At 64.8% G+C, this 21,312-nt stretch carries 23 protein-coding genes; 14 read left to right on the top strand and 9 right to left on the bottom strand.

Annotated features, from left to right (window positions below):
- Positions 1–34: 34 nt before the first annotated feature.
- Positions 35–340 (top strand): hypothetical protein, encoded by a 306-nt coding sequence (locus tag ACSQ27_RS05745; protein WP_436154498.1) that lies wholly within the window; start codon positions 35–37, stop codon positions 338–340.
- 95 nt (positions 341–435) lie between these two features.
- Positions 436–1,311: an alpha/beta hydrolase gene (locus tag ACSQ27_RS05740; RefSeq protein WP_436154497.1), complete on the top strand. Its 876-nt coding sequence runs from the start codon at positions 436–438 to the stop codon at positions 1,309–1,311.
- A gap of 13 nt (positions 1,312–1,324) precedes the next feature.
- On the opposite strand, the gene ACSQ27_RS05735 is transcribed toward ACSQ27_RS05740, so the two are convergent.
- Positions 1,325–2,521: an extracellular catalytic domain type 1 short-chain-length polyhydroxyalkanoate depolymerase gene (locus ACSQ27_RS05735; RefSeq protein ID WP_436154496.1), complete on the bottom strand. Its 1,197-nt coding sequence runs from the start codon at positions 2,519–2,521 to the stop codon at positions 1,325–1,327.
- 277 nt (positions 2,522–2,798) lie between these two features.
- On the opposite strand from ACSQ27_RS05735, the gene trhO reads away from it, so the two are divergent.
- From trhO to ACSQ27_RS05715, 4 genes are all read left to right on the top strand, one after another.
- Positions 2,799–3,746 carry an oxygen-dependent tRNA uridine(34) hydroxylase TrhO gene (gene trhO, locus ACSQ27_RS05730; protein ID WP_436154495.1) on the top strand — a complete coding sequence of 316 codons (948 nt, stop codon included), beginning with the start codon at positions 2,799–2,801 and terminating at the stop codon, positions 3,744–3,746.
- 9 nt (positions 3,747–3,755) lie between these two features.
- Positions 3,756–4,421: a glutathione S-transferase gene (locus ACSQ27_RS05725; RefSeq protein ID WP_436154494.1), complete on the top strand. Its 666-nt coding sequence runs from the start codon at positions 3,756–3,758 to the stop codon at positions 4,419–4,421.
- Between the two features lie 78 nt (positions 4,422–4,499).
- Positions 4,500–4,949, top strand: a complete 450-nt coding sequence (locus ACSQ27_RS05720) for a DUF2628 domain-containing protein (RefSeq protein ID WP_436154493.1) — start codon at positions 4,500–4,502, stop codon at positions 4,947–4,949.
- A 27-nt stretch (positions 4,950–4,976) separates the two neighbouring features.
- The gene (locus tag ACSQ27_RS05715; RefSeq protein WP_436154492.1) at positions 4,977–5,633 is read left to right on the top strand and encodes a hypothetical protein; all 657 of its coding nucleotides are present in this window, start codon (positions 4,977–4,979) and stop codon (positions 5,631–5,633) included.
- A 13-nt stretch (positions 5,634–5,646) separates the two neighbouring features.
- On the opposite strand, the gene ACSQ27_RS05710 is transcribed toward ACSQ27_RS05715, so the two are convergent.
- Positions 5,647–6,078: an Lrp/AsnC family transcriptional regulator gene (locus ACSQ27_RS05710; protein WP_436154491.1), complete on the bottom strand. Its 432-nt coding sequence runs from the start codon at positions 6,076–6,078 to the stop codon at positions 5,647–5,649.
- 154 nt (positions 6,079–6,232) lie between these two features.
- Between ACSQ27_RS05710 and ACSQ27_RS05705 the strand changes: the two genes are divergently transcribed.
- Positions 6,233–7,336, top strand: coding sequence for a saccharopine dehydrogenase C-terminal domain-containing protein (locus ACSQ27_RS05705; RefSeq protein WP_436154490.1), 1,104 nt, complete (start codon positions 6,233–6,235; stop codon positions 7,334–7,336).
- A gap of 124 nt (positions 7,337–7,460) precedes the next feature.
- On the opposite strand, the gene sbcB is transcribed toward ACSQ27_RS05705, so the two are convergent.
- The 5 genes from sbcB to icd form a co-directional block, all read right to left on the bottom strand.
- Entirely contained in the window at positions 7,461–8,930 is a 1,470-nt protein-coding gene (gene sbcB, locus ACSQ27_RS05700) for an exodeoxyribonuclease I (protein ID WP_436154489.1), read from the bottom strand.
- Between the two features lie 21 nt (positions 8,931–8,951).
- Positions 8,952–10,409 carry a cardiolipin synthase gene (gene cls / locus ACSQ27_RS05695; RefSeq protein ID WP_436154488.1) on the bottom strand — a complete coding sequence of 486 codons (1,458 nt, stop codon included), beginning with the start codon at positions 10,407–10,409 and terminating at the stop codon, positions 8,952–8,954.
- Between the two features lie 106 nt (positions 10,410–10,515).
- Positions 10,516–12,852: an ATP-dependent Clp protease ATP-binding subunit ClpA gene (gene clpA, locus ACSQ27_RS05690; protein ID WP_436154487.1), complete on the bottom strand. Its 2,337-nt coding sequence runs from the start codon at positions 12,850–12,852 to the stop codon at positions 10,516–10,518.
- Between the two features lie 67 nt (positions 12,853–12,919).
- Complete coding sequence (gene clpS / locus ACSQ27_RS05685; RefSeq protein WP_436154486.1) at positions 12,920–13,291, bottom strand: ATP-dependent Clp protease adapter ClpS; 372 nt, start codon at positions 13,289–13,291, stop codon at positions 12,920–12,922.
- Between the two features lie 160 nt (positions 13,292–13,451).
- Positions 13,452–14,705 carry an NADP-dependent isocitrate dehydrogenase gene (gene icd / locus ACSQ27_RS05680; protein WP_436154485.1) on the bottom strand — a complete coding sequence of 418 codons (1,254 nt, stop codon included), beginning with the start codon at positions 14,703–14,705 and terminating at the stop codon, positions 13,452–13,454.
- Positions 14,706–14,908: 203 nt separating this feature from the next.
- Between icd and ACSQ27_RS05675 the strand changes: the two genes are divergently transcribed.
- Together ACSQ27_RS05675 and ACSQ27_RS05670 are read left to right on the top strand one after the other, a co-directional pair.
- The gene (locus ACSQ27_RS05675; RefSeq protein ID WP_436154484.1) at positions 14,909–15,208 is read left to right on the top strand and encodes a cell envelope biogenesis protein TolA; all 300 of its coding nucleotides are present in this window, start codon (positions 14,909–14,911) and stop codon (positions 15,206–15,208) included.
- A 94-nt stretch (positions 15,209–15,302) separates the two neighbouring features.
- Positions 15,303–15,776 carry a DUF192 domain-containing protein gene (locus ACSQ27_RS05670; RefSeq protein WP_436154483.1) on the top strand — a complete coding sequence of 158 codons (474 nt, stop codon included), beginning with the start codon at positions 15,303–15,305 and terminating at the stop codon, positions 15,774–15,776.
- 80 nt (positions 15,777–15,856) lie between these two features.
- On the opposite strand, the gene ACSQ27_RS05665 is transcribed toward ACSQ27_RS05670, so the two are convergent.
- Together ACSQ27_RS05665 and xseA are read right to left on the bottom strand one after the other, a co-directional pair.
- Positions 15,857–16,438: a Fe-Mn family superoxide dismutase gene (locus tag ACSQ27_RS05665; protein WP_007872493.1), complete on the bottom strand. Its 582-nt coding sequence runs from the start codon at positions 16,436–16,438 to the stop codon at positions 15,857–15,859.
- A 70-nt stretch (positions 16,439–16,508) separates the two neighbouring features.
- Entirely contained in the window at positions 16,509–17,828 is a 1,320-nt protein-coding gene (xseA, locus tag ACSQ27_RS05660) for an exodeoxyribonuclease VII large subunit (RefSeq protein ID WP_436154482.1), read from the bottom strand.
- Between the two features lie 344 nt (positions 17,829–18,172).
- On the opposite strand from xseA, the gene ACSQ27_RS05655 reads away from it, so the two are divergent.
- From ACSQ27_RS05655 to kdsB, 5 genes are read left to right on the top strand one after another with little or no spacing between them, the layout of a single operon-like run.
- Entirely contained in the window at positions 18,173–18,811 is a 639-nt protein-coding gene (locus tag ACSQ27_RS05655) for a MotA/TolQ/ExbB proton channel family protein (protein WP_436154481.1), read from the top strand.
- The gene (locus ACSQ27_RS05650) at positions 18,808–19,236 is read left to right on the top strand and encodes an ExbD/TolR family protein (RefSeq protein ID WP_436154480.1); all 429 of its coding nucleotides are present in this window, start codon (positions 18,808–18,810) and stop codon (positions 19,234–19,236) included. The genes ACSQ27_RS05655 and ACSQ27_RS05650 overlap by 4 nt, the downstream gene beginning before the upstream one ends.
- A gap of 49 nt (positions 19,237–19,285) precedes the next feature.
- Positions 19,286–20,317 (top strand): tetraacyldisaccharide 4'-kinase, encoded by a 1,032-nt coding sequence (lpxK, locus tag ACSQ27_RS05645; protein WP_436154479.1) that lies wholly within the window; start codon positions 19,286–19,288, stop codon positions 20,315–20,317.
- A complete protein-coding gene (locus ACSQ27_RS05640) occupies positions 20,298–20,480 on the top strand; it encodes a Trm112 family protein (protein ID WP_436154478.1) in 183 nt (60 codons plus the stop codon). The genes lpxK and ACSQ27_RS05640 overlap by 20 nt, the downstream gene beginning before the upstream one ends.
- Complete coding sequence (gene kdsB / locus ACSQ27_RS05635) at positions 20,477–21,235, top strand: 3-deoxy-manno-octulosonate cytidylyltransferase (RefSeq protein ID WP_436154477.1); 759 nt, start codon at positions 20,477–20,479, stop codon at positions 21,233–21,235. Before ACSQ27_RS05640 ends, kdsB begins: the two co-directional genes overlap by 4 nt.
- Positions 21,236–21,312 lie beyond the last annotated feature (77 nt).

The following is a 21,312-nucleotide window of genomic DNA, read 5'->3' as shown; positions in this document are numbered from 1 at the left end:
TTCGTTTACCCCCCTGTTTAACCGGAGTACTTTCATGATGTCTTCTTCCACCCTGCGCATACTTTCAATCATCGGCCTGCTGGCACTGGGCGCCGCGGCCCATGCCCAGGCACCCAAGGCCGGCCGCATGGAAAAAGCCCGCACCGAACTGCAAAACCGCTTTGAGGCGGCCGACACCAACAAGGACGGCAAGCTGACCCGCGAAGAAGCGCAGGCCAAAATGCCCAAGGTGTACAAAAACTTTGACGCCATCGACGCCGGCCATACGGGCGCCATTTCCCTGGCCGACATCGAGGCCTTTGTGGTGTCGAAAAAAGGCGCGCGCAAGCCGGCCGGCTGATGCGGCGGCTTCGATGCGGGCCGCCACGCACAACACCACACGAATGGTTTAACCTCGATGGCGCCCCGCCGGGCGCTGTTTGACTGGAGATCTTGATGACACCTCTTGCCACCCGGGCGCGACAGGCCGGCCTTGTCGCCACGCTGCTTTTTTCGGCTACTTTTGCCGCGGCCGCGCCGGCCGTGCCTGACGGTGTGCGCCGCATCGCCGACATCGCCTACGGCACGGATACGCGCCAGCGCATGGACGTGTACCTGCCGGCGTCCGCGACGGACACGGCGAAGGCGCCCGTCATCGTCATGGTGCACGGCGGCGCCTGGATGGTGGGCAACAAGGCCATGTCCAATGTGGTCGACAACAAGGTCGCGTACTGGGTCCGGCAAAAGGGCTATGTTTTTGTCTCGGTCGGCTACCGCCTCTCGCCGCAGGCCGACCCGCTGCTGCAGGCTCGCGATGTGGCCGCGGCGCTGGCCAAGGCCCAGGGCCTGGCGGCCTCCTGGGGCGGCGACCCGGCGAAGTTCATCCTGATGGGGCATTCGGCCGGCGCGCACCTGGCGGCACTGCTGGCGGCCTCGCCGGCGCTGGCGCGCGAGGCCGGCGCCCAGGCCTGGCTGGGCACAGTCGCGCTCGACAGTGCCGCGCTGGACCTGGAGCGCATCATGCAGGCGCGGCACATGCGCTTTTACGACCGCGTGTTCGGCGCCGACCCGGCTTACTGGCGCAGCGTCTCGCCCAGCGGCGTGCTGGCGCCGGGCGCCGCACCCATGCTGCTGGTGTGCTCGACACAGCGGGCCGACGACCCCTGCGCGCAGGCGCGCGACTTTGCCGCCAAGGCCACGGCCCAGGGCGGCCGCGCGAGCGTGCTGCCGCAAGACCTCACGCATGCACAGGTCAACACCACGCTGGGCCTGCCCGGCGCGTACACCGAGGCAGTCGACGATTTCATCACGGGTTTGCTGCCTCGCCCATAAAGGCGCGGGAAGCTCAGGCCGGCGGCAAGGCCGGCAAGCGACGGTGGTAGCTGAAGAAGGTCCACATCAGCAGTGAAGCGTCGGGCCCGTCGGGCTCGTTGAACTCGACGCTGGCGTCGCCGCCGCTCCAGGCGTGGCCCAGCGCATCGACGTCGCACCTCACCAGTTGCGGCTTTCGGCCGGCATACCAGGTGGCGGTCTGGTAGGCGTGGCGCGGCTTGCGGCCGCCGCGGCGCTCGGGATGGCGGCGTACCACGGGCCCTTCGCCCGATGCGCCCTGCGCCAATGCCGGGCCGTTGATGATTTCAAACTGTTCGGCCAGCTGGTCGGCGTTGACGCGCCGGACCACGGTGTCGTGGTCGCCGTGGAGCAGGATGGCCGGCATGCCGGGAAACTGCGGCTCCACACCGGCAAATTCGCGCGCCGCGGCGCGGTAAGACGAGCCCGAGCCATGCTGCATGGCGCGGTAGGCGCTGAAGGGCGAATGGGTGGTGCCGAACACCGGCGCCGAATGCATGCCCACGGCCGCGATCAGCTCCGGATGGCGCAAGGCCACGATGGCGGCCAGCGCGGCACCGGCCGACAGGCCCGCGACGTAGGTGCGCGAAGTGTCCAGCCCGTGCTTGCGCTGCACCTGCGCGATCATCGCGGCGATCAGCTCGACGTCGCCCTCGCCGCGCTGGGTGTCGCGCCGGTACCAGTGCCAGCAGCGGTGCGCATCGGCCGTCGCCGATTGCTGCGGGTACAGCACCGCGAAGCCCTTGCGTTCGGCCAGCGCGTTCATGCGGCTGCCGGCCGCGAAGTCGGCCGCCGTCTGCTTGCAGCCGTGCAGCATCACGACCAGCGGGCGCGGGGTTGCGGGAGCGTCGGGCGCCCTGGCCGCGCTGGCGGGAAGGTAGAGCCAGTACAGCATGCGCCTGGCATGCCCGAAGGGGCCGTCGGCCGGCACGCTGAACCAGGCCTTGCGCCAGGTGCCGGGCAAGCCCGCGGCCGCGCGGGCCTGCGCCGCAGGGCGGCGCGCTTTTTTGGCGGGCCGGGCCACCATGGCGGGTTTGACCAGTTTGAGCTTGGGCCTGCGCCGTTTGGTGGCCGGCGCGGCTTTGGGCAAGAGGCTTTCAAACAGGCGCAGGCCCCGCACCTGCTGGGCCTGTTGGGCCTTGGTGACGCGGCGCAGGCTTTTCAACCAGAGGCTGCTCAGGCTTTTAGGCATGGAAAGACTTGTGCTGGGGAGGTCATGAAGAGTGGCCGTAGCGGCCCGCGTGGACGCCTTTAATAAGTACACGGTTATTTTGCTGCATTGCAGCAAAATGTCTACCAGACAGAGGCTTAAAGCGCTGCCGCCTGGCTTGAATCAGGTGCCTTTTGTCACAAAATCAGGTTTTGGTGGCGTAAAAGCCCAGGCCGTTACCATTAAAGGCTTGGCCCGCACGCCTTAAAAAGCCTCTTCGGGCCCTCCTCAACCCGTTTCATCCCGTTTTATCCGCTCCATGTCCCCCTTCCTGACCGCCGCCCTCTACCAATTCGTTGAGCTGCCCGACTTCGCCGCGCTGCAGGCGCCGCTGCTTGCACGCTGCGAGGCGCACGGCGTCAAGGGCACGCTGCTGCTGGCGCCTGAAGGCATCAACGGCACCATCGCGGGCCTGCCCGAAGGCGTGCAGGCGGTGCTGGCGTTTCTGCGCGCCGACCCGCGCCTGGCCGGGCTGGAGCATAAGGAGGCCTGGGCTGCGGAGATGCCCTTCTACCGCATGAAGGTGCGCCTCAAGCGCGAGATCGTCACCATGGGCGTGCCCGAAGTCCATCCGGCGCTGATGGCCGGCGAATACGTCAAGCCGCAGGACTGGAACCGGCTGATCAGCGAGCCGGGTGTGGTGCTGGTCGACACACGCAACGACTACGAGGTCTCCATCGGCACCTTTGAAGGCGCGATCAACCCGCACACCGGCAGTTTTTCGGAACTGCCCGGCTGGGTGGAGCGCGAAATGGCGGAGGGCGGCAAGCTGGCGGCCCAAGACGGAAAGAAACCCAAGGTCGCGATGTTCTGCACCGGCGGCATACGCTGCGAGAAGTCCACCGCGCTGCTGCGCTCCAAGGGTTTTGAGGAGGTCTACCACCTCGAAGGCGGCATCCTCAAATACCTGGAGACCGTGCCCGAGGCGCAAAGCAGCTGGCAGGGCGAATGTTTTGTATTCGACGAGCGCGTCTCGGTGGGCCACGGGCTCAAGCCCGGCGGCTTCACGCTGTGCAGGTCGTGCCGCGACCCGCTCAGCGAGGAGGACCGCCGGTCGCCGCTGTATGAACTCGGCGTGAGCTGCCCGCACTGCCACGGCAAAACGACGGAAGCACAGAAAGCCGGCTACCGCGAGCGCCAGCGCCAGGTCGAACTCGCCGAAAAACGCCAGGCCGCGCACATCGGCGTGCGCCAGCCCGGCGCCTGACGGTTTCCCATGACCGGCGCCCTGCCCGTCCTGTATTCCTTTCGGCGTTGCCCGTATGCGATGCGCGCGCGGCTCGCGCTGGCGGTGAGCGGCGAACCGTATGAGCTGCGCGAAGTCGTGCTGCGCGACAAGCCCGCCGAGCTGCTGGCCGCCTCGCCCAAGGGCACGGTGCCGGTGCTGGTGTTGCCCGACAGCACCGTCATTGACCAGAGCCTGGACGTGATGCTGTGGGCGCTGCGGCGCCAGGACCCGGAAAGCTGGCTGCTGCCGCCGCGCGGCGCCGTAGCAGACATGCTGGCGCTGGTGGCCAGCAACGACGGTGATTTCAAACGCGACCTGGACCGCTACAAATACCCGCACCGTTATCCCGACGAATCAGCAGCTGACGTGCAGGCGTTTGCGCTGCTGCACCGCGCGCAAGGTGCGGCGTGGCTGGCAAAGCTGGACGGCATGCTGGACGAAGGATGGCTGTTCGGCCCCCGCGTGAGCCTGGCCGATATGGCCCTGCTGCCTTTTGTGCGCCAGTTCGCCCACACCGATACCGCCTGGTTTGCGGGCCAGCCCTGGCCGCGCCTGCAGGCCTGGTTGGCGGGCTTTGAGGCCGGCGCGCGCTTTGAGGCCGTGATGGAAAAACACGCGCCGTGGCAATCAACGGGCGCCCCGGCTCCATGCTGATATAAACCACACAGCGACGCCCAGACCGGACCCCTGAGCCGGCCGCGCCCATGCCAGTCCATCAACGGGAGGAATACCTTGAGCCAGCCCACACCCCAGCCCAACCCTTTTGCGCCGCCGCAAGCGCCGGTCAGCGACGTGCCCGCGCCACAGGCCACCGCCAGCATAGCCGAGCTGCCGGTTTCCGATGCCTGGAAAACCAAATTCCAGCTCATCGAAAAAGCCGGCGGCGTCAAGCTGCCCCAGTTCAAGGCCCTCGGCGTCGGCGAGCGCATGAAGATCGGCTTCAGCATCCTGGCTTTCCTGTTCGGCCCCTTTTATTACCTGGCCAAGGGCATGTGGAAAAAAGCCATCAGCCTGTTTGTGGTGTGCGTGGCGGTGGTGCTGCTGCTGCAGTTCGTGCTGGAAATGGCGGGCCTGGGCCGCTTCAGCAATTCGCTGGGCTATGGCGTCGCGGCCATCTTCGCGGCCCGTTCCAACATCGATTACTACAAGAAGATGGTGCTCAGGCAAAACGGCTGGTGGTAGGCACGGCAGACAATGCGCCCCTTCCTCTTGCTGTTGCCCCTCACCTTGCTGGCCGGCCCCGGCAAGGCCGAGCCGCCGGCCTACCAGAAGCTTCTGGTGCATTGCCAGAACCAGCAACCCTCTTTTGAGTGCGCCCAGGCCATAGAACGCGTCCAGGCAAAGTCCGCCCAGTCCTTCCGGTTTTCGCGGGCAGGCCCGCTTTTAAGCATACGCACCGCCCACAAGACGGTGCGGATCAGGGACGTCAATAGCGAGAGCGACCAGGACGTCGGCTACAACTACCTCGCCTTCTTGCCGGATGCCCGGCTTCACATTCTGTATGCCCAGCTGTGGGAAGGCAGCAGCTACGTCGCCGTCGACCACACCACCGGCCGGCAATACCCCATGCTGGGGTTTCCAGGCGTGTCACCCGACCGCAAAAGAGCCGTGGCCTTTTCGGCGGCGGGCGAAGCAAACTATGACGGCAACGGCGTGGAGGTCTGGCGGATCAACCAGGGCAAGCCCCGTGTCGAGTACACCTACGGGCCGGACGCCCGCGACTGGAGCCCGACCGACACACGCTGGAGCGGGCCGTCCACCATCAAGGTCGCGGGCCTGTGCGCGCCGGATATGCCCGAGTCCAGATCCTGTCCCAGGCGCCTTGAATTGAAAGCGGGCAAGTGGTCTGTTGCCAACGACGACTAACCGTGCATAAACCTCAGCGCTGTATCCGCGTCGACAGCACCACCGAGGTATGCGTGCGCTCCACGCCATCCAGCAGCCCTATGCCGTCTATCAGCGCATCCAGCCTTTCGATGGAGCCGGCCTGCACGATGGCGATCATGTCGTAGGTGCCGCTGATGGACAGCAGGGAGCGCACCTCGGGAATCTTGCGCAGCGCCGCCTCCACCGTGCCCGTGAGCTTGGGGCCGACGGTGAGCATCACGTGGGCCGACACCTGCGACTGCTCATAGGCATCGCCGGTGCGCGCGCCATAGCCGGTGATGACCTTGTCGCGCTCCAGCCGCGTGATGCGGGCCTGCACCGCGGTGCGCGACAAACCAACCTTGCGTGCAAGCAGGGCCATGGGGCATCGCGCGTTGTCGCGCAGTTCGGCCAGCAAGGTCTGGTCTATGGCGTCGAGTTGCATGGTTCTCACCTAAATTAGTTAAATCGCGTATTCAGATAGCCTGTTTACCTAAAGTATGGCGTTATTTCGCCTAAATTGATACTGGTAACCGTCTGCATGGGCTTCCAAAATGATCCATGCCTCTGCATCGGGGTGCACTACCAAGGAGACCCTCATGAAGAAGATCATGGTCGCAGGCGCCGGGAAAATCGGTTCAACCATCGCCGCGCTGCTCGGCGCCACGCAGGACTATTCAGTGACCGTCGCCGACGCCTCGCCGGCGGCGCTGGCAGGCATCGCGACCGGCCCGCGCGTGCAGCGGCTGGCGCTGGACATCAACAACCCGCAGGCCCTGCATGCGGCGCTGGACGGGCAGTACGCGGTGCTCAGCGCGGCGCCGTTTCACCTGACCACTGCGATCGCCGAAGCCGCCGTGGCCCAGGGCGTGCACTACCTGGACCTCACGGAAGACGTGGCCAGCACACGGCGCGTGAAGGAACTGGCGGCAGCTGGTGCGCGCTCGGCGCTGATCCCGCAATGCGGCCTGGCCCCGGGTTTTGTCTCCATCGTCGCGGCCGACCTGTGCCGGCGCTTTGACAGCCTGCACAGCGTGCGCATGCGCGTGGGCGCACTGCCGCAGTTCCCGTCGAACGCGCTCAACTACAACCTGACCTGGAGCACCGACGGCGTCATCAACGAGTACTGCGAGCCCTGCGAGGCGATTGTCGAAGGCGTGCTGCGCCAGGTGCCGCCGCTGGCCGAGCATGAGGAGTTCTCGCTCGACGGCGTGACCTACGAAGCCTTCAACACCTCGGGCGGCTTGGGCACGCTGTGCGAAACCTTGCAGGGCAAAGTCAGCCACCTCAACTACAAGACCATACGCTACCCGGGCCACGCGGCCATCATGAAAGTGCTGCTCAACGACCTGCGCCTGCGCGAACGCCGCCACGTGCTCAAGGACCTTCTCGAAAACGCCCTGCCCGTGACGCTGCAGGACGTGGTCATCGTCTTCGTCACCGTGAGCGGCCAGCGCGAAGGCCGGCTCATGCAGGAGACCTACGCCCACAAGGTTTATAGCCAGGTGGTGGACGGCGTGTTGCGCAGCGCGATCCAGGTCACCACGGCTTCTGGTATTTGTGCTGTGTTGGACTTGCTGGCGGCTGGGCGGCTGCCGGCGCGGGGGTTCATTCGCCAGGAGGAAATTGCGTTGGGGGACTTCCTGGCTAATCGGTTTGGGAAGGCTTATGCGGAGCTTGCTGCGGAACGGGCTGCGGCTTGAGTTCGGTTCTTGCTCCGGCGGCGCGCCCTTCTCTTGATCTTGCTGGCCGGGCGACCCCGGCCAGCAACTCTCAGCAAAGAACACAGGAGGAGAGGAAGCGCGCTCGCCGGAGCAAGACCGGCACCTAAACCTCTGGCGCCACAAACTCCGCATATTCATAAAGCGCGCCCAAAATCTCCTCGCCCCGCTCGTCTGCCGTTTCTGAGAGCACATCAATCCGCGCAAACAGCGCATCCACGTTGCGCGCCCCGCCCTCGCCTTCGAGCAGCCAGGCGACGCGGTGCGCCTCCCAGCGTTCGGCGTCTTCGGGCGACAGGGTTTCGGGGAAATTGCGGGCGCGGTAGCGGAACAGCAATTCTTCGAGCCGGTCGTCGTCAAAGCCGGTGCGGCTGTGGGCGAGTTCGGCGGGAGACAGCGCGCGCAGCTGGTTCAGGCGCCGCCGGTCGGCATTGCCGATAAACCCGCCGTAGAGATCTTCGTCGACGTCGGGCGCAGCCTCCTTTGGGCGCTGGAAGACCTCGGGCCAGATGGCGCTCATGTCGGGCAGGCCGGCGGCTTTCTCGGCGTTGCGCAGGGCCGCCTCCAGGTCCACGCCCCACTGGGCGGCCATCTCGGGCGTCAGGGTGGCGAGTTTGCGCACCACCATGGGCGACTTGTTGAGGTGCACCGACTTGATGGGCAGGCGCTGCACGCCCTCGGGCAGGTCGGCGGATTTGCTGAAAAGGCGCTGGCGCAGCGTGGCGACATCCAGCATTGGCAATTCGCTGGGGTCTTGCGACAGGTCCCAGGCCAGCAGCTCGTTTTTGTTGGTGGGGTGCGTGGCCAGCGGCCACATGACGCCCAGGCAACCGCGTTCGGGCGGGAACATGCCCGAGATGTGCAAAAAGGGCTGGGCCGTCTGCGGGCTGGTCGGCAGGCCGAGTTCGGCGGCGACCCTGTCCTTTTTGTGCAGGCTCAGGGCGAAGTCGAAGAGCTTGGGCTGCGCCTGGCGGATCAGCCGCGCCAGCGCGATGGTGGCGCGCACGTCGGACAGCGCGTCGTGCGCGGCGTCATGCATCAGGCCGTTGGCGCGCGCCAGGTCTTCGAGCTTGAAGCTGGGGCGGGTCACCTTGGGGTCGTCGGGAAAACGCTCGTCGGGCTTGCGCGGCCAGATGATGCCCTCGGGCCTCAGGGCGTAGGCCATGCGCACCACGTCCAGCAAATCCCAGCGGCCGCAGTCGTTCTGCCACTCGCGCGCATAGGGGTCGATGAGGTTGCGCCAGAACAGGTGGCGCGTGACTTCATCGTCAAAACGTATGGTGTTGTAGCCCACGCCAATCGTGCCGGGTTCGGCCAGCACGGCCTCGATGCGGGCGGCGAATTCGTGCTCGGCCACGCCGCGCTCCAGGCACTGCTGCGGCGTGATGCCGGTGAGCAAACAGGACTCCGGGTCGGGCAGGTAGTCGTTGGCGGGCTTGCAGTAAAGCATCAGCGGCTCGCCGATTTCATTGAGTTCGGCGTCGGTGCGTATGCCGGCGAACTGCGCGGGACGGTCGCGCCGGGGGTTGATGCCGAAAGTCTCGTAGTCGTGCCAGAGAAAGGTGTGGGAGGCCATGGAGCGTCTCGGGAAGGAGGGTTAAAGCAAGGGGGAGAACAGCCGCGCGGTGGCGTCGGCCAGCCGCACCAGGAAGCGCTGCGGCCTGTGGGCGCGCACGGCGGCGGCGCTGCGCAGGTCGGTTTCAAACTGGTCCGCCAGAGGCCCGGCCAGCGCCGGGCCGTAGACCACCGCCATGACCTCGAAGTTCAGGCGGAAGCTGCGGTTGTCGAAGTTGGCCGTGCCGGCCATGGCGCAGTGGTCGTCGACCACCAGGGTCTTGGAGTGCAGCATGCGGGCCTTGTATTCCCAGACCTTGACGCCGGCGGCGATCAGTTCGTCATAGTAGGAGCGCGCGGCGGCGCTGACGATCAGGCTGTCGCTGCGGCGCGGCACCAGCAGGCGCACGTCGACGCCGCGCAGCGCGGCGCTGGTGAGCGCCATCAGCGCGGGCTCGCCGGGCACGAAGTACGGCGTGGTCAGCCAGGCGCGCTGGCAAGAGGCGTTGATGGCCGCCACGTGCATGCGGTGTATGGGCTCCAGCGTGGTGTCGGGCCCGCTGGTGACGATCTGCACGGGAATCTCGCCGGCCTCGGCTTCGGGTTGCAGCCGCGGCAACAATTGCGGCAGGGCGCGCTGCCCGTCGTTCAGGGACTCGCCGGTGGTATAGGCCCAGTCTTCGAGGAAGGTGGTCTGCAGCCAGCGCACGGCGCTGCCTTCTATGCGCAGGTGCACATCGTGGTAGGCGTCGCTGCGGGTGCGCCGATCCTCTTCATCGGTGATGTTGACGCCGCCGGTAAAGCCTATGCTGCCGTCGCAGACCACGATCTTGCGGTGGGTGCGGTAGTTGGTCACCGGGCGCAGCCGCCGGCCTATGCGGGTGTCGTGGAAAAACGCGACCTGGCCGCCGGCGGCCTGCAGCGGCGCCAGGAAGCTGCGGCCCAGCCGCTTGGAGCCCAGCGCGTCGACCAGCAGCCGCACGGTGACGCCCTGCCCGGCTTTTTCCACCAGCAGGTCGCGCAGCTGGGTGCCGATCTGGTCGGGCTCGAAGATGTAGTACTCGAGGTGGATGTGGTCACGTGCCTCGCGCACTGCCTCGAAGATGCGGTCAAAGGTGCGGGCGCCGCCCGATAGCAACTCGACCGAGGTCGCGCTGGATACCGGCAGGCCGCAGGCGGCGGTGCCCAGCGCGGCCATCTGCCGCAGGGCCGCGGGTGCCATTTCCGCGGCCTCGCGCAGCAGGGCCAGGTCGGCCCCCGCGCGCTCGCCGGCACGGCTGCGCAGGCGCTTGAGGCGCTGCTTTTTCAGGCGCTGGGGCCCGAGGAAGTAATAAACGACAAAGCCCGCAAAGGGCAGCAAGGCCAGCGACAGTATCCAGCTCATGGTGGACACCGGGGCGCGCTTTTGCATCACGATCCAGATGGACAGCACCGCGATATAGAGGCTCCAGGCCAGGGAGAGGCCGGCTTTCCATTCGGAGCTGAGTTCGGGGAGCGTCAAGGCTGGGTTTGAAAGGTTGGCGGCATTGGCGGACGTGAAAAAGGCCGATAGCGTGATGCTACCGGCCTTTTGGGTAGGTGCTGAAAAATCAGCGCCTGCCAGTTCCTCAGTTGGTCTCAGCCGCCTCGGCTTCCGGCTTGGCCTTGCCCTCTTTCTTGGGCAGCGGCTGGATATCGAGCTCGACTTCGCCGGTTTCCACGCCTTTTTCGTCGGCCGTCACTTTCATGTCAACCGTCAGGCGCCCGCCGTCGATCAGGCGGCCGAACAGCAGTTCGTCGGCCAGGGCGCGGCGGATCGTATCCTGGATCAGGCGCTGCATCGGGCGCGCGCCCATCAGCGGATCGAAGCCCTTCTTGCCGAGGTACTTGCGCAGCGTGTCGGTGAAGGTGACCTCGACCTTCTTCTCGGCCAGCTGGGTCTCGAGCTGCAGCAGGAACTTGTCGACCACGCGCAGGATGACGGTTTCATCGAGCGCCTTGAAGCTCACGGTCGCGTCCAGGCGGTTGCGGAACTCGGGCGTGAACAGGCGCTTGATGTCGGCCATCTCGTCGCCGGACTCGCGCGGGTTGGTAAAGCCGATGGTCGCCTTGTTCATCGTCTCGGCACCGGCATTGGTGGTCATGACGATGATGACATTGCGGAAATCGGCCTTGCGCCCGTTGTTGTCCGTCAGCGTGCCGTGGTCCATGACCTGCAGCAGCACGTTGAAGATGTCCGGGTGCGCCTTTTCGATCTCGTCGAGCAGCAGCACAGCATGCGGCTTCTTGGTGATGGCCTCGGTCAGCAGGCCGCCCTGGTCGAAACCGACGTAGCCCGGGGGCGCGCCAATCAGGCGGCTCACGGCATGGCGCTCCATGTACTCGGACATGTCGAAGCGGATCAGCTCAATGCCCATGATGTAAGCCAATTGCTTGGCGGCTTCGGTCTTGCCGACGCCCGTGGGGCCGGAGAACAGGAAGGAGCCGATCGGCTTGTCGTCCTTGCCCAGGCCCGAGCGCGCCATCTTGACGGCGGACGACAGCACATCAAGCGCCTTGTCCTGGCCGAAGACCACGCTTTTCAGGTCTCGTTCCAGCGTCTTGAGCTTGCCGCGGTCGTCGTTGGACACGTTGGCGGGCGGGATGCGGGCGATCTTGGCCACGATCTCTTCGACCTCGGCCTTGGTGATGATCTTCTTGCGTTTGGACGCGGGCAGGATGCGCTGGGCGGCGCCGGCTTCATCGATCACGTCAATTGCCTTGTCGGGCAGGTGACGGTCGTTGATGTACTTGGCGCTGAGCTCGGCCGCAGCCTGCAGGGCCGCCACGGCGTACTTGACGCTGTGGTGCTCTTCAAAGCGCGACTTCAGGCCCTTGAGGATGTCGACGGTTTCCTGCACCGTGGGCTCGACCACGTCGACCTTCTGGAAACGGCGCGACAGGGCCGCGTCTTTTTCGAAGATGCCGCGGTATTCGGTGAAAGTGGTCGCGCCAATGCACTTGAGCTGGCCAGAGCTGAGCGCGGGCTTGAGCAGGTTGGACGCATCCAGCGTGCCGCCCGAGGCCGCACCGGCACCGATCAGGGTGTGGATCTCGTCGATGAAGAGGATGCCGTTGGGCTTGTCCTTCAGCGCCTTGAGCACGCCCTTGAGGCGCTGCTCGAAATCGCCGCGGTATTTGGTGCCCGCGAGCAAAGCGCCCATGTCGAGCGAATACACATTGGCTTCGGCCAGGATCTCGGGCACGTCTTTTTGCGTGATGCGCCAGGCCAGGCCCTCGGCGATGGCGGTCTTGCCCACGCCGGCCTCGCCGACCAGCAGCGGGTTGTTCTTGCGGCGGCGGCAGAGGATCTGGATGACGCGCTCGACCTCGTACTGGCGGCCGATCAGCGGATCGATCTTGCCGTCCTTGGCGAGCTGGTTCAGGTTGACGGTGAACTGCTCGAGCGGAGAGGCCTTTTCGTTCTTCTCGGCGCCCTCTTCGTTCTCGGCCGCGCTCTCACCGGCCTTGGCGGGCTCGGGCGGGTCGCTCTTCTTGATACCGTGGGCGATGAAGTTCACCACGTCCAGGCGGGTGACGCCCTGCTGGTGGAGGTAATACACGGCGTGCGAATCTTTCTCGCCGAAGATGGCGACCAGCACGTTGGCGCCGGTGACTTCCTTCTTGCCGTTGCCGGTGGACTGCACGTGCATGATGGCGCGCTGGATCACGCGCTGGAAACCCAGCGTGGGCTGCGTATCGACATCATCGGTGCCCGCCACCTGCGGGGTGTTGTCCTTGATGAAGTTGGCCAGCGACTTGCGCAAATCGTCGACGTTGGCGGAGCAGGCGCGCAGCACTTCGGCGGCACTGGGGTTGTCCAGCAAGGCAAGCAGGAGGTGCTCAACGGTGATGAACTCGTGGCGCTGCTGGCGCGCCTCGACAAACGCCATGTGCAAGCTGACTTCTAATTCCTGGGCAATCATTGATCTTCCTTTCGGCTTGCTTGGGTTACTAACTGACTTATAGCTCGAATATTGGCCGGATTCGCGATTATTCAATGGGCTCGCTGACACACTGCAGCGGATGGCCGTTCTTGCGGGCGGCTTCGGTGACCTGGTCGACCTTGGTGGCGGCCACGTCCTTGGAGAAAACCCCGCAGACGCCTTTGCCGTCCAGGTGGATCTTCAGCATGATCTGCGTGGCGGTTTCCCGGTCCTTGTTGAAAAACTCCTGGATCACCACCACCACGAACTCCATGGGGGTGTAGTCGTCGTTGAGCAGGACCACCTGGTACATCTGCGGCGGCTTGGTCTTTTGCGGACGGCGCTCCAGCACGACCGAATCCCCTCCGTTGTCCGGCCTGACGGCGGGAACCGGGTGCTGCACCGGGGAGTTCGGGGTTTTGGGAGACTTGGTTGCCATGGAATTCATTCTAGCCACCGATATAACCCAGTGCGCCTGTTAGGGAAATTGGTGGCGGGAACGCGACATTCAAGCGTGATTTTTTGCTTATTTCGCGGACATGAAAAAACCGCCTCGGGATTGCTCCCGGGCGGCTTCAAAATAGAGGGCTGGGCCCGCTTTACATGTGGTCGATCATGACCTGGCCGAAACCGGAGCAGCTGACCTGGGTCGCGCCTTCCATGAGGCGGGCGAAGTCATAGGTGACCTTCTTGGACTCGATGGATTTTTCCATCGAGCTGATGATCAGGTCGGCGGCCTTGGTCCAGCCCATGTGGCGCAGCATCATTTCGGCCGAGAGGATCTCGGAGCCTGGGTTGACGTAGTCCTTGCCGGCGTACTTGGGCGCCGTGCCATGGGTGGCTTCAAACATCGCGACGGTGTCGCTCAGGTTGGCGCCGGGGGCGATGCCGATGCCGCCGACCTGGGCCGCCAGCGCGTCGGACACGTAGTCGCCGTTCAGGTTCAGGGTGGCGATCACGCTGTATTCAGCGGGGCGCAGCAGGATTTGCTGCAGGAAGGCATCGGCGATGCTGTCCTTGATGGTGATTTCCTTGCCGGTTTTCGGGTTCTTGAACTTCATCCATGGGCCGCCGTCGATTTCCACTGCGCCGAATTCCTTCTTGGCCAGGGCGTAGGCCCAGTCACGGAAACCGCCTTCGGTGAACTTCATGATGTTGCCCTTGTGCACGATGGTCACGCTGGGCTTGTCGTTGTCGATGGCGTACTGGATGGCCTTGCGCACCAGGCGCTCGGTGCCTTCGCTGGAAACCGGCTTGATGCCGATGCCCGAGGTGTTCGGGAAACGGATCTTCTTGACGCCCATCTCGTCCTGCAGAAACTTGATGAGCTTTTTGGCCTTGTCGCTGCCGGATTCGAACTCGATGCCGGCGTAGATGTCTTCCGAGTTTTCGCGGAAGATGACCATGTGGGTCTTTTCAGGCTCTTTGACCGGCGAAGGAACGCCCTTGAAGTACTGGATGGGGCGCAGGCAGACGTAGAGGTCGAGTTCCTGACGCAGCGCGACGTTCAGGCTGCGGATGCCGCCGCCCACGGGCGTCGTCAGCGGGCCCTTGATCGAGACGACGTAGTCGCGCACGGCGTGCAGGGTTTCTTCGGGCAGCCACACGTCGGGGCCGTAGACCTTGGTGGACTTTTCGCCGGCAAACACTTCCATCCAATGGATCTTCTTCTTGCCGCCGTAGGCTTTGGCAACAGCAGCATCAACCACTTTCAACATGACCGGCGTGATGTCGGCGCCGGTGCCGTCGCCTTCGATGAACGGAATGACGGGTTCGTCAGGGACGTTCAGGGAGTTGTCGGCGTTGACAGTGATTTTCTGGCCTTGGGAAGGCACCTTGATGTGCTGGTACATGTAGGAAAGTCTCCGGTGAGCGCTGAGGCGTGGAAGGTACGCCCTGTAGCAGTTAGGTAAAAACCCCTAAATTCTAGCCGTAAATCCAGAGAGCAAAAGAATTTGGGGGCTTGTGTCAACGGCCGGGGAAGGGTCTCCGTTACGGTAGGGCCTCCGAGAAGTTCGGGGTATTTTTTCCAATAACGTTTTCAAGGAAATTCCAAATGAACAAAATCCTCGCTGCTCTGATCGCTGGCCTCTTCGCCGTTGGCGCCTACGCACAAGCTCCCGCCGCCAAGCCTGCTTCCGCTCCTGCTGCTGCAGCCGCTCCAGCTGCCGCCGCTGCTCCTGCCGCCACCCCAGCTGCCAAGCCAGCCAAGATGACCAAGGAAGAAAAAGCTGCCGCCAAGGCCGCCAAGAAAGAAAAAGCCGCTGCTGAAAAGAAAGCAAAAGCTGAAGCCGCCGCAGCCAAGAAGGCTGAAGCCGCTGCAGCCAAGAAGGCAAAGGCTGAAGCCAAGAAGTAATTCCTGGTGACTTCGGTCAGAATGCCCGCCGCGTGCGGGCATTTTTTATGCGCGTCGTTTATGCTGACAGATCAACTTCATGCGTGGTGACTTTATGTTTTCAAAACCTGGCACCCTGGCCGGCGCCTTGGCCCTGGCCATGGCCGCCCTGCTCTCCCCGCTGTGCGCTTCGGCCCAGGAGGGCCCGCAGATGAACCTGCAGCGCGTCAAGCTGTCGGCGGGCATGCACATCATTGATGCACAGGTGGCCCTCACGCCCGAGCAGCGGCAAATCGGCCTGATGTTCCGCAAGGAGATGCCACAGCAGGAAGGCATGATCTTCGTGTTCGAGCAGGCCAGCCAGCAATGTTTCTGGATGAAAAACACCTTGCTGCCCCTGACGGCGGCATTCGTGGCGGACGACGGCACCATCGTGAACCTGGCCGACATGAAGCCGCAAACCACGGAGCCCCATTGCTCGGCCAAGCCGGTGCGCTACGTGCTGGAAATGAACAAGGGCTGGTTCGCCCAAAAAGGCATCAAGGCCGGCAGCAAGCTGGGCGGCCCCCCGTTTGAAGCCAGGCGCTGATTTTTTCCGCCCGCCCGAAAGCAAAAAAGCCGACTTGAAGTCGGCTTTTTTACGGGCGCTGGGTGCGCCGGCAGCGCCAATCAGGCGAAGTTGGCTTCCGCGAAACTCCAGTTGACCAGGTTGGACAGGAAAGTCTCAACGAATTTGGGGCGCAGGTTGCGGTAGTCGATGTAGTAGGCGTGCTCCCAGACGTCGACCGTCAGCAGAGCCTTGTCGGCGGTGGTGAGCGGGGTGCCGGCCGGGCCGGTGTTGACGATGTCCACCGTGCCGTCAGCCTTCTTGACCAGCCAGGTCCAGCCGGAACCGAAATTGCCGACGGCGGACTTGACGAACGCCTCCTTGAAAGCGGCGTAGGAGCCGAATTTGGCGTTGATGGCCGCAGCCAGCGCGCCGCCGGGTTCACCGCCGCCGGCGGGCTTCATGCAGCTCCAGAAAAAGGTGTGGTTCCAGATCTGGGCCGCGTTGTTGTAAACGCCGCCGCTGGACTTCTTGACGATCTCTTCGAGCGTCATGGACTCGAACTCGGTGCCTTTTTGCAGGTTGTTGAGGTTCACTACGTAAGCGTTGTGGTGCTTGCCATGGTGGTACTCAAAGGCTTCCTGGCTGTAGTGCGGCGCCAGTGCGTCGATCGGGTAAGGGAGTGGTGGGAGCTTGTGTTCCATGATTTTTTCCTCGTGGTGATGAATAAACTGTTGTTGAACGATGTGAACGCTGTCCGGGCCATTGTAAAAACTAAATCAGGCGACGCGCGGTGACGGTCAAATCGACCTCGCCGCCGGCAAGGGTAGCTCGCACGGGCTGGCCTTCATGCGTCTTCTCCGGGCTGGTGATCGGCTGGCCCTGCAGGTCGGCCAGCCAGGCATAACCGCGCTTGAGGACCAGTTTCGGGTCCAGCAATTCCAGCCGCAGCTGCGCACGCTCCAGGCGCTGCCGGCCGCGCCGCAGGCTGCCCTCCACTTCGCGCGGAAACTCGCTCGCCAGGGACTGCAGCCTGAGCCGCTCGTGCTGCAGGGCCGAACGCAGGGCGTGATTCAGGCCCTGCCCCAGCCCGGCCAGGCGCGCATGCTGGCGCGTCACCAGATGTGACGGCCGGCTGACCCGGGACGCCGCCCAGTCCAGGCGCTGGTTGTGCGACTGCAGCTGGCGATCCACGCCGTTCTGCAGCCGCGACAAGGCCAGGTCCAGTGCACTGAGCCAGATGCTTTGGGGCTGCGCGCACAGCTCGGCCGCGGCGGTGGGCGTCGGCGCGCGCACGTCGGCACAAAAGTCGGCGATGGTGAAGTCGGTTTCATGGCCCACACCGCTGACCACCGGCACCGGCGAGGCCACGATGGCCCGCGCGAGCTGCTCGTCGTTGAAGGCCCACAGGTCTTCCATGGCGCCGCCGCCGCGCACCAGCAACAAAACGTCGATCCGGTCCTGGTCGCGCCTCTGGTAGGCCTTGTGCAGGGCCTCGCGCAATTCGCCCGCAGCCTGCGCGCCTTGCACGCTGGCCGGGTAGATCACCACGGGAATGTGCGGCACACGCCGCTGCAGCGCGCTCACCACGTCATGCAGGGCCGCGGCGCCCAGCGAGGTGACGACGCCGATCGCGCGCGGCAGCAGGGGCAAGTGGCGCTTTCGGCCCGGCTCGAAAAGGCCCTCGGCCTCCAGCCTGGCCTTGAGCTGCAGGAACTGCTCGAACAGGTTGCCTTGCCCGGCCTGTCGCATGGATTCGACCACCAGTTGCAGCTCGCCGCGCGGTTCGTACACGCCCAGGCGCCCGCGCAGCTCTACCAGTTGGCCGTCCCGCGGGGCGAAATCGAGCAAACCAGCGGCGCGGCGAAACATGGCGCAGCGGATCTGGCCCTGCTCGTCCTTGAGGGAAAAATAGCAGTGGCCGCTGGCCGCCCGCGAGAAACCGCTGACCTCGCCCTGCACGGCCACCGGGTTGAAGCGGGCCTCCAGGCTGTCCGCAATCGCACGCAGCAGCGAGCCCACGGGCCAGATACGCACACCCGCCTCGCGCCCCACCGGAAACGGCCTCTCGGGACGCGCCGCTGGCTCAAACATGGCCAAACCCCTTGATTTCCCGGGGGCAGTACTCCACAGAGCGCCGTGCTGTATGGTCGAAAGACCCTGTTCCCTGCGGATGACGCGATAAATTCGTGTAACTCATTGATTTTGAATAACTTAATTCTGCTCAAATTTTCATCGTTTTGTCATATCCACGATTTGACGCGGCTTGGCGGGCGCACCGCCCTTACTTGCTCACAAAGTTATCCACAACTTCTGTGGGCTATGTCTGACAAAAAACGGATATTGAAAACATTCGTGGCGGATGTGCCGTGCATCGCGCGGCGCGGCAGTATCTGTAAGCCATAATCCACCACAAATTATCTGCTTGGAGATGTGCATTGTTTTCGATCATACAAGCCGCAGGCTGGCCGATTTGGCCCTTGGTTGCCTGTTCCGTCTTGGCTCTTGCCCTGGTTATCGAGCGTTTCACCAGCCTCAAAATCCGCAAAGTCGCGCCCCCCAAGCTGCTTGACGAGGCCATCACCGTCTCCCGCGCGTCCATTCCTTCGCCCGACGTCGTCGCGCAGCTCGAGCAGAACTCCGTGCTCGGTGAAGTCCTGGCCAGCGGCTTTCGCGCGCTGAACACCAACCCGCGCATCAGCGAAGACGACCTGCGCTCCATCCTGGAAGGCGCCGGGCGCCAGGCGGCGCACAAGCTGGAGCGCTACCTCGCGGCCCTGGCGACCATCGCTTCCGCCGCCCCGCTGCTGGGCCTGCTGGGCACGGTGATCGGCATGATTGAAATCTTCGGCTCCCAGGCCGGCGGCGGCGGTGTCGGCGGCGCGACCGGCGGCAACCCGGCGCAGCTCGCGCACGGTATTTCGATCGCCCTCTACAACACGGCGTTCGGCCTGATGGTGGCTATTCCCGCGCTGATCTTCTGGCGCTATTTCCGGGCCCGCGTGGATGGCTACCTGCTGAGCATGGAACTGGCCGCCGAACGCTTTGTCCGCCACCTCAACACCTTGCGTAAATGAATTTCCGTCCTCACCCCCACGACGAGCCGGAGATCAACCTGATCCCCTTCATCGACGTGCTGCTCGTGGTGCTGATCTTCCTGATGCTGTCCACCACCTACAGCAAGTTCACCGAACTGCAGGTCAAGCTGCCGGTGGCCGATGCCGAGCAGCAACGCGACTACCCCAAGGAAGTCATCGTCGCGGTGAGCAGCGACGGCCGCTACATGGTCAACAAGACCCTGGTCGAAGGCCGCAGCATCGATGTGCTGGGCGCCGCGCTGGCCGAGGCGGCCAAGGCCGGCAAGGAAAGTGTCATCATCATCAGCGCCGATGCCAGCGCCACGCACCAGGCGGTCATCACGGTCATGGAGGCGGCGCGCCGCCAGGGCCTCACGCAAATCACGTTTGCCACACAGAGCGCCGCGATGGGCGGGGCGAAATAAGCCCCTGGCCAACCCGGCCGCAACAGCCGACCTCCTGCGCGAAACGGCCGTGAAACACCTTCTGCAGAACGCCTGGCTCACCCGCGGTGGGCTGGCATGCCTGCTCTGGCCGTTGGCGCAGCTTTACGGCCTGCTGGTGCGCCTGCGCCGTGTGCTGTACCGCCGCGGTATCCTGCGGTCCGAGCGTTTCAAGGTTCCCGTTGTGGTGGTCGGCAATGTGGTCGCCGGCGGGGCCGGAAAAACCCCCTTGGTAATCGCCCTTGTCAGGCATCTCCAGGCGCAGCATATTGCGGTGGGCGTGGTGTCGCGCGGCTATGGGCGCTCCGGTTTGGACTGCGTGGAGGTCACGCCCACCGCGCCGCTCGCGCAAACCGGCGACGAGCCGGCCTTGATCCACAAGCTGACCGGCGTGCCGGTTTTTGTAGCGGACAAGCGCACGGAGGCACTGCAGGCCTTGCTGGCCGCCCGTCCCGATACAGCTGTGGTGCTGTGCGACGACGGCTTGCAGCATTACGCCCTGCAGCGAGACATCGAAATCGCCGCGTTTGACGACCGCGGCGCGGGCAATGGCTGGCTGCTGCCGGCGGGTCCGCTGCGCGAACCCTGGCCTGCACGCAAACATCATGGCCTGGACCTGGTGCTGCACACCGGGCAAAAAGCCGCCTTCGAGGGTTTCACCTCCAGCCGGAAACTGGCCGACGACGCCTTGTCGCCCACCGGCGACCGGGTCGCGCTGGACGGCTTGCGCGGCCGGCCGGTGACGGCGCTGGCGGGTATCGCCAACCCGCAAGCGTTTTTCGGCATGCTGGAAGACCGCGGCCTGATGCTGGAGGCCACCATCACCCTGCCCGACCACCATGTCTTCAGCGAAACCGACCTGGCCGGGCTGCGAGGCCGGACCGTGCTGTGCACCGAAAAAGACGCGGTCAAGCTGTTTGCCCTGCCGGGCGCGGCCGGGTTGGACCTGCTGGCCGTGCCCCTGGTGTTTTCGCCGGAACCGGCCTTTTTCGCCGCCTTCGACGCATTGCTGGCACCCCTGCTTTCTCCATTACCATCGAAGCATGGACACCAAATTGCTTGAACTGCTGGTCTGCCCCGTGACCAAAGGCCCGCTTGAGTACGACCGGGAAAAACAGGAACTGCTCTCCCGCAGCGCCCGGCTGGCTTACCCCGTGCGCGACGGCCTGCCCGTGCTGCTGGAAAGCGAAGCACGCACCATGACCGACGAAGAGCTGGGCCTGTGAGCTTCACCGTCCTGATCCCGGCCCGGCTGGCCTCCACCCGCCTTCCCAACAAGCCGCTGGCCGACATCGGCGGCGCCCCCATGGTCGTGCGCGTGGCGCAGCGCGCCATGCAAAGCGCGGCCTTGCGCACCGTCGTCGCGACCGACAGCCAGGAAATCATTGAAAGATGCGCGTCCTTCGGCGTCACGGCCGTGCTGACCCGTGTGGACCACCCCAGCGGCAGCGACCGGCTGGCCGAAGCCTGCGGCGTGCTGGGCCTGGCGGACGATGACATCGTGGTCAACGTCCAGGGCGACGAGCCGCTGATAGACCCGGCACTGATCAATGCCGTGGCGCGCCTGCTCAACGAACGGCCCGACTGCGCCATGAGCACCGCCGCACATTCCATAGGCCAGCTGGCGGAGCTGCAGAACCCTAACGTGGTCAAGGTGGTGCTGGATGCCCGCCACACCGCGCTCTATTTCAGCCGCTCGCCGATCCCGGCCGGCCGCGACTTCGCCGGCCAGGCCTGGTGGGAGGCCGGCAGCAAGCTGCCGAAGCCGTTGCGGCACGTCGGCATCTACGGCTACCGCGTGGGCTTTCTGCGGGAGTTTCCCCGCCTGCCCCAGGCACCGCTGGAGCAACTCGAGCAACTGGAGCAGCTGCGCGCCCTCTGGCACGGACACCGCATCGCCGTGCACATCACCGACGACGCGCCCGGCCCGGGCGTCGACACCGCCGAAGACCTGGACCGCGCCCGCAAGCTGTTTACCTGAGCGCGCCTCCCGCCGGGAAGCCCCTGCCTGTAAGTTGCTGTCAGGGGTGCATGCTATCCTTGGGAAAAACGCAAGTG

It is taken from the genome of Polaromonas sp. LjRoot131 (assembly GCF_964252805.1).
Classification (GTDB): domain Bacteria; phylum Pseudomonadota; class Gammaproteobacteria; order Burkholderiales; family Burkholderiaceae_C; genus Polaromonas.
Note: the sequence above shows the minus strand (reverse complement) of the source record. Positions and strands in the feature narration are given on the sequence as shown.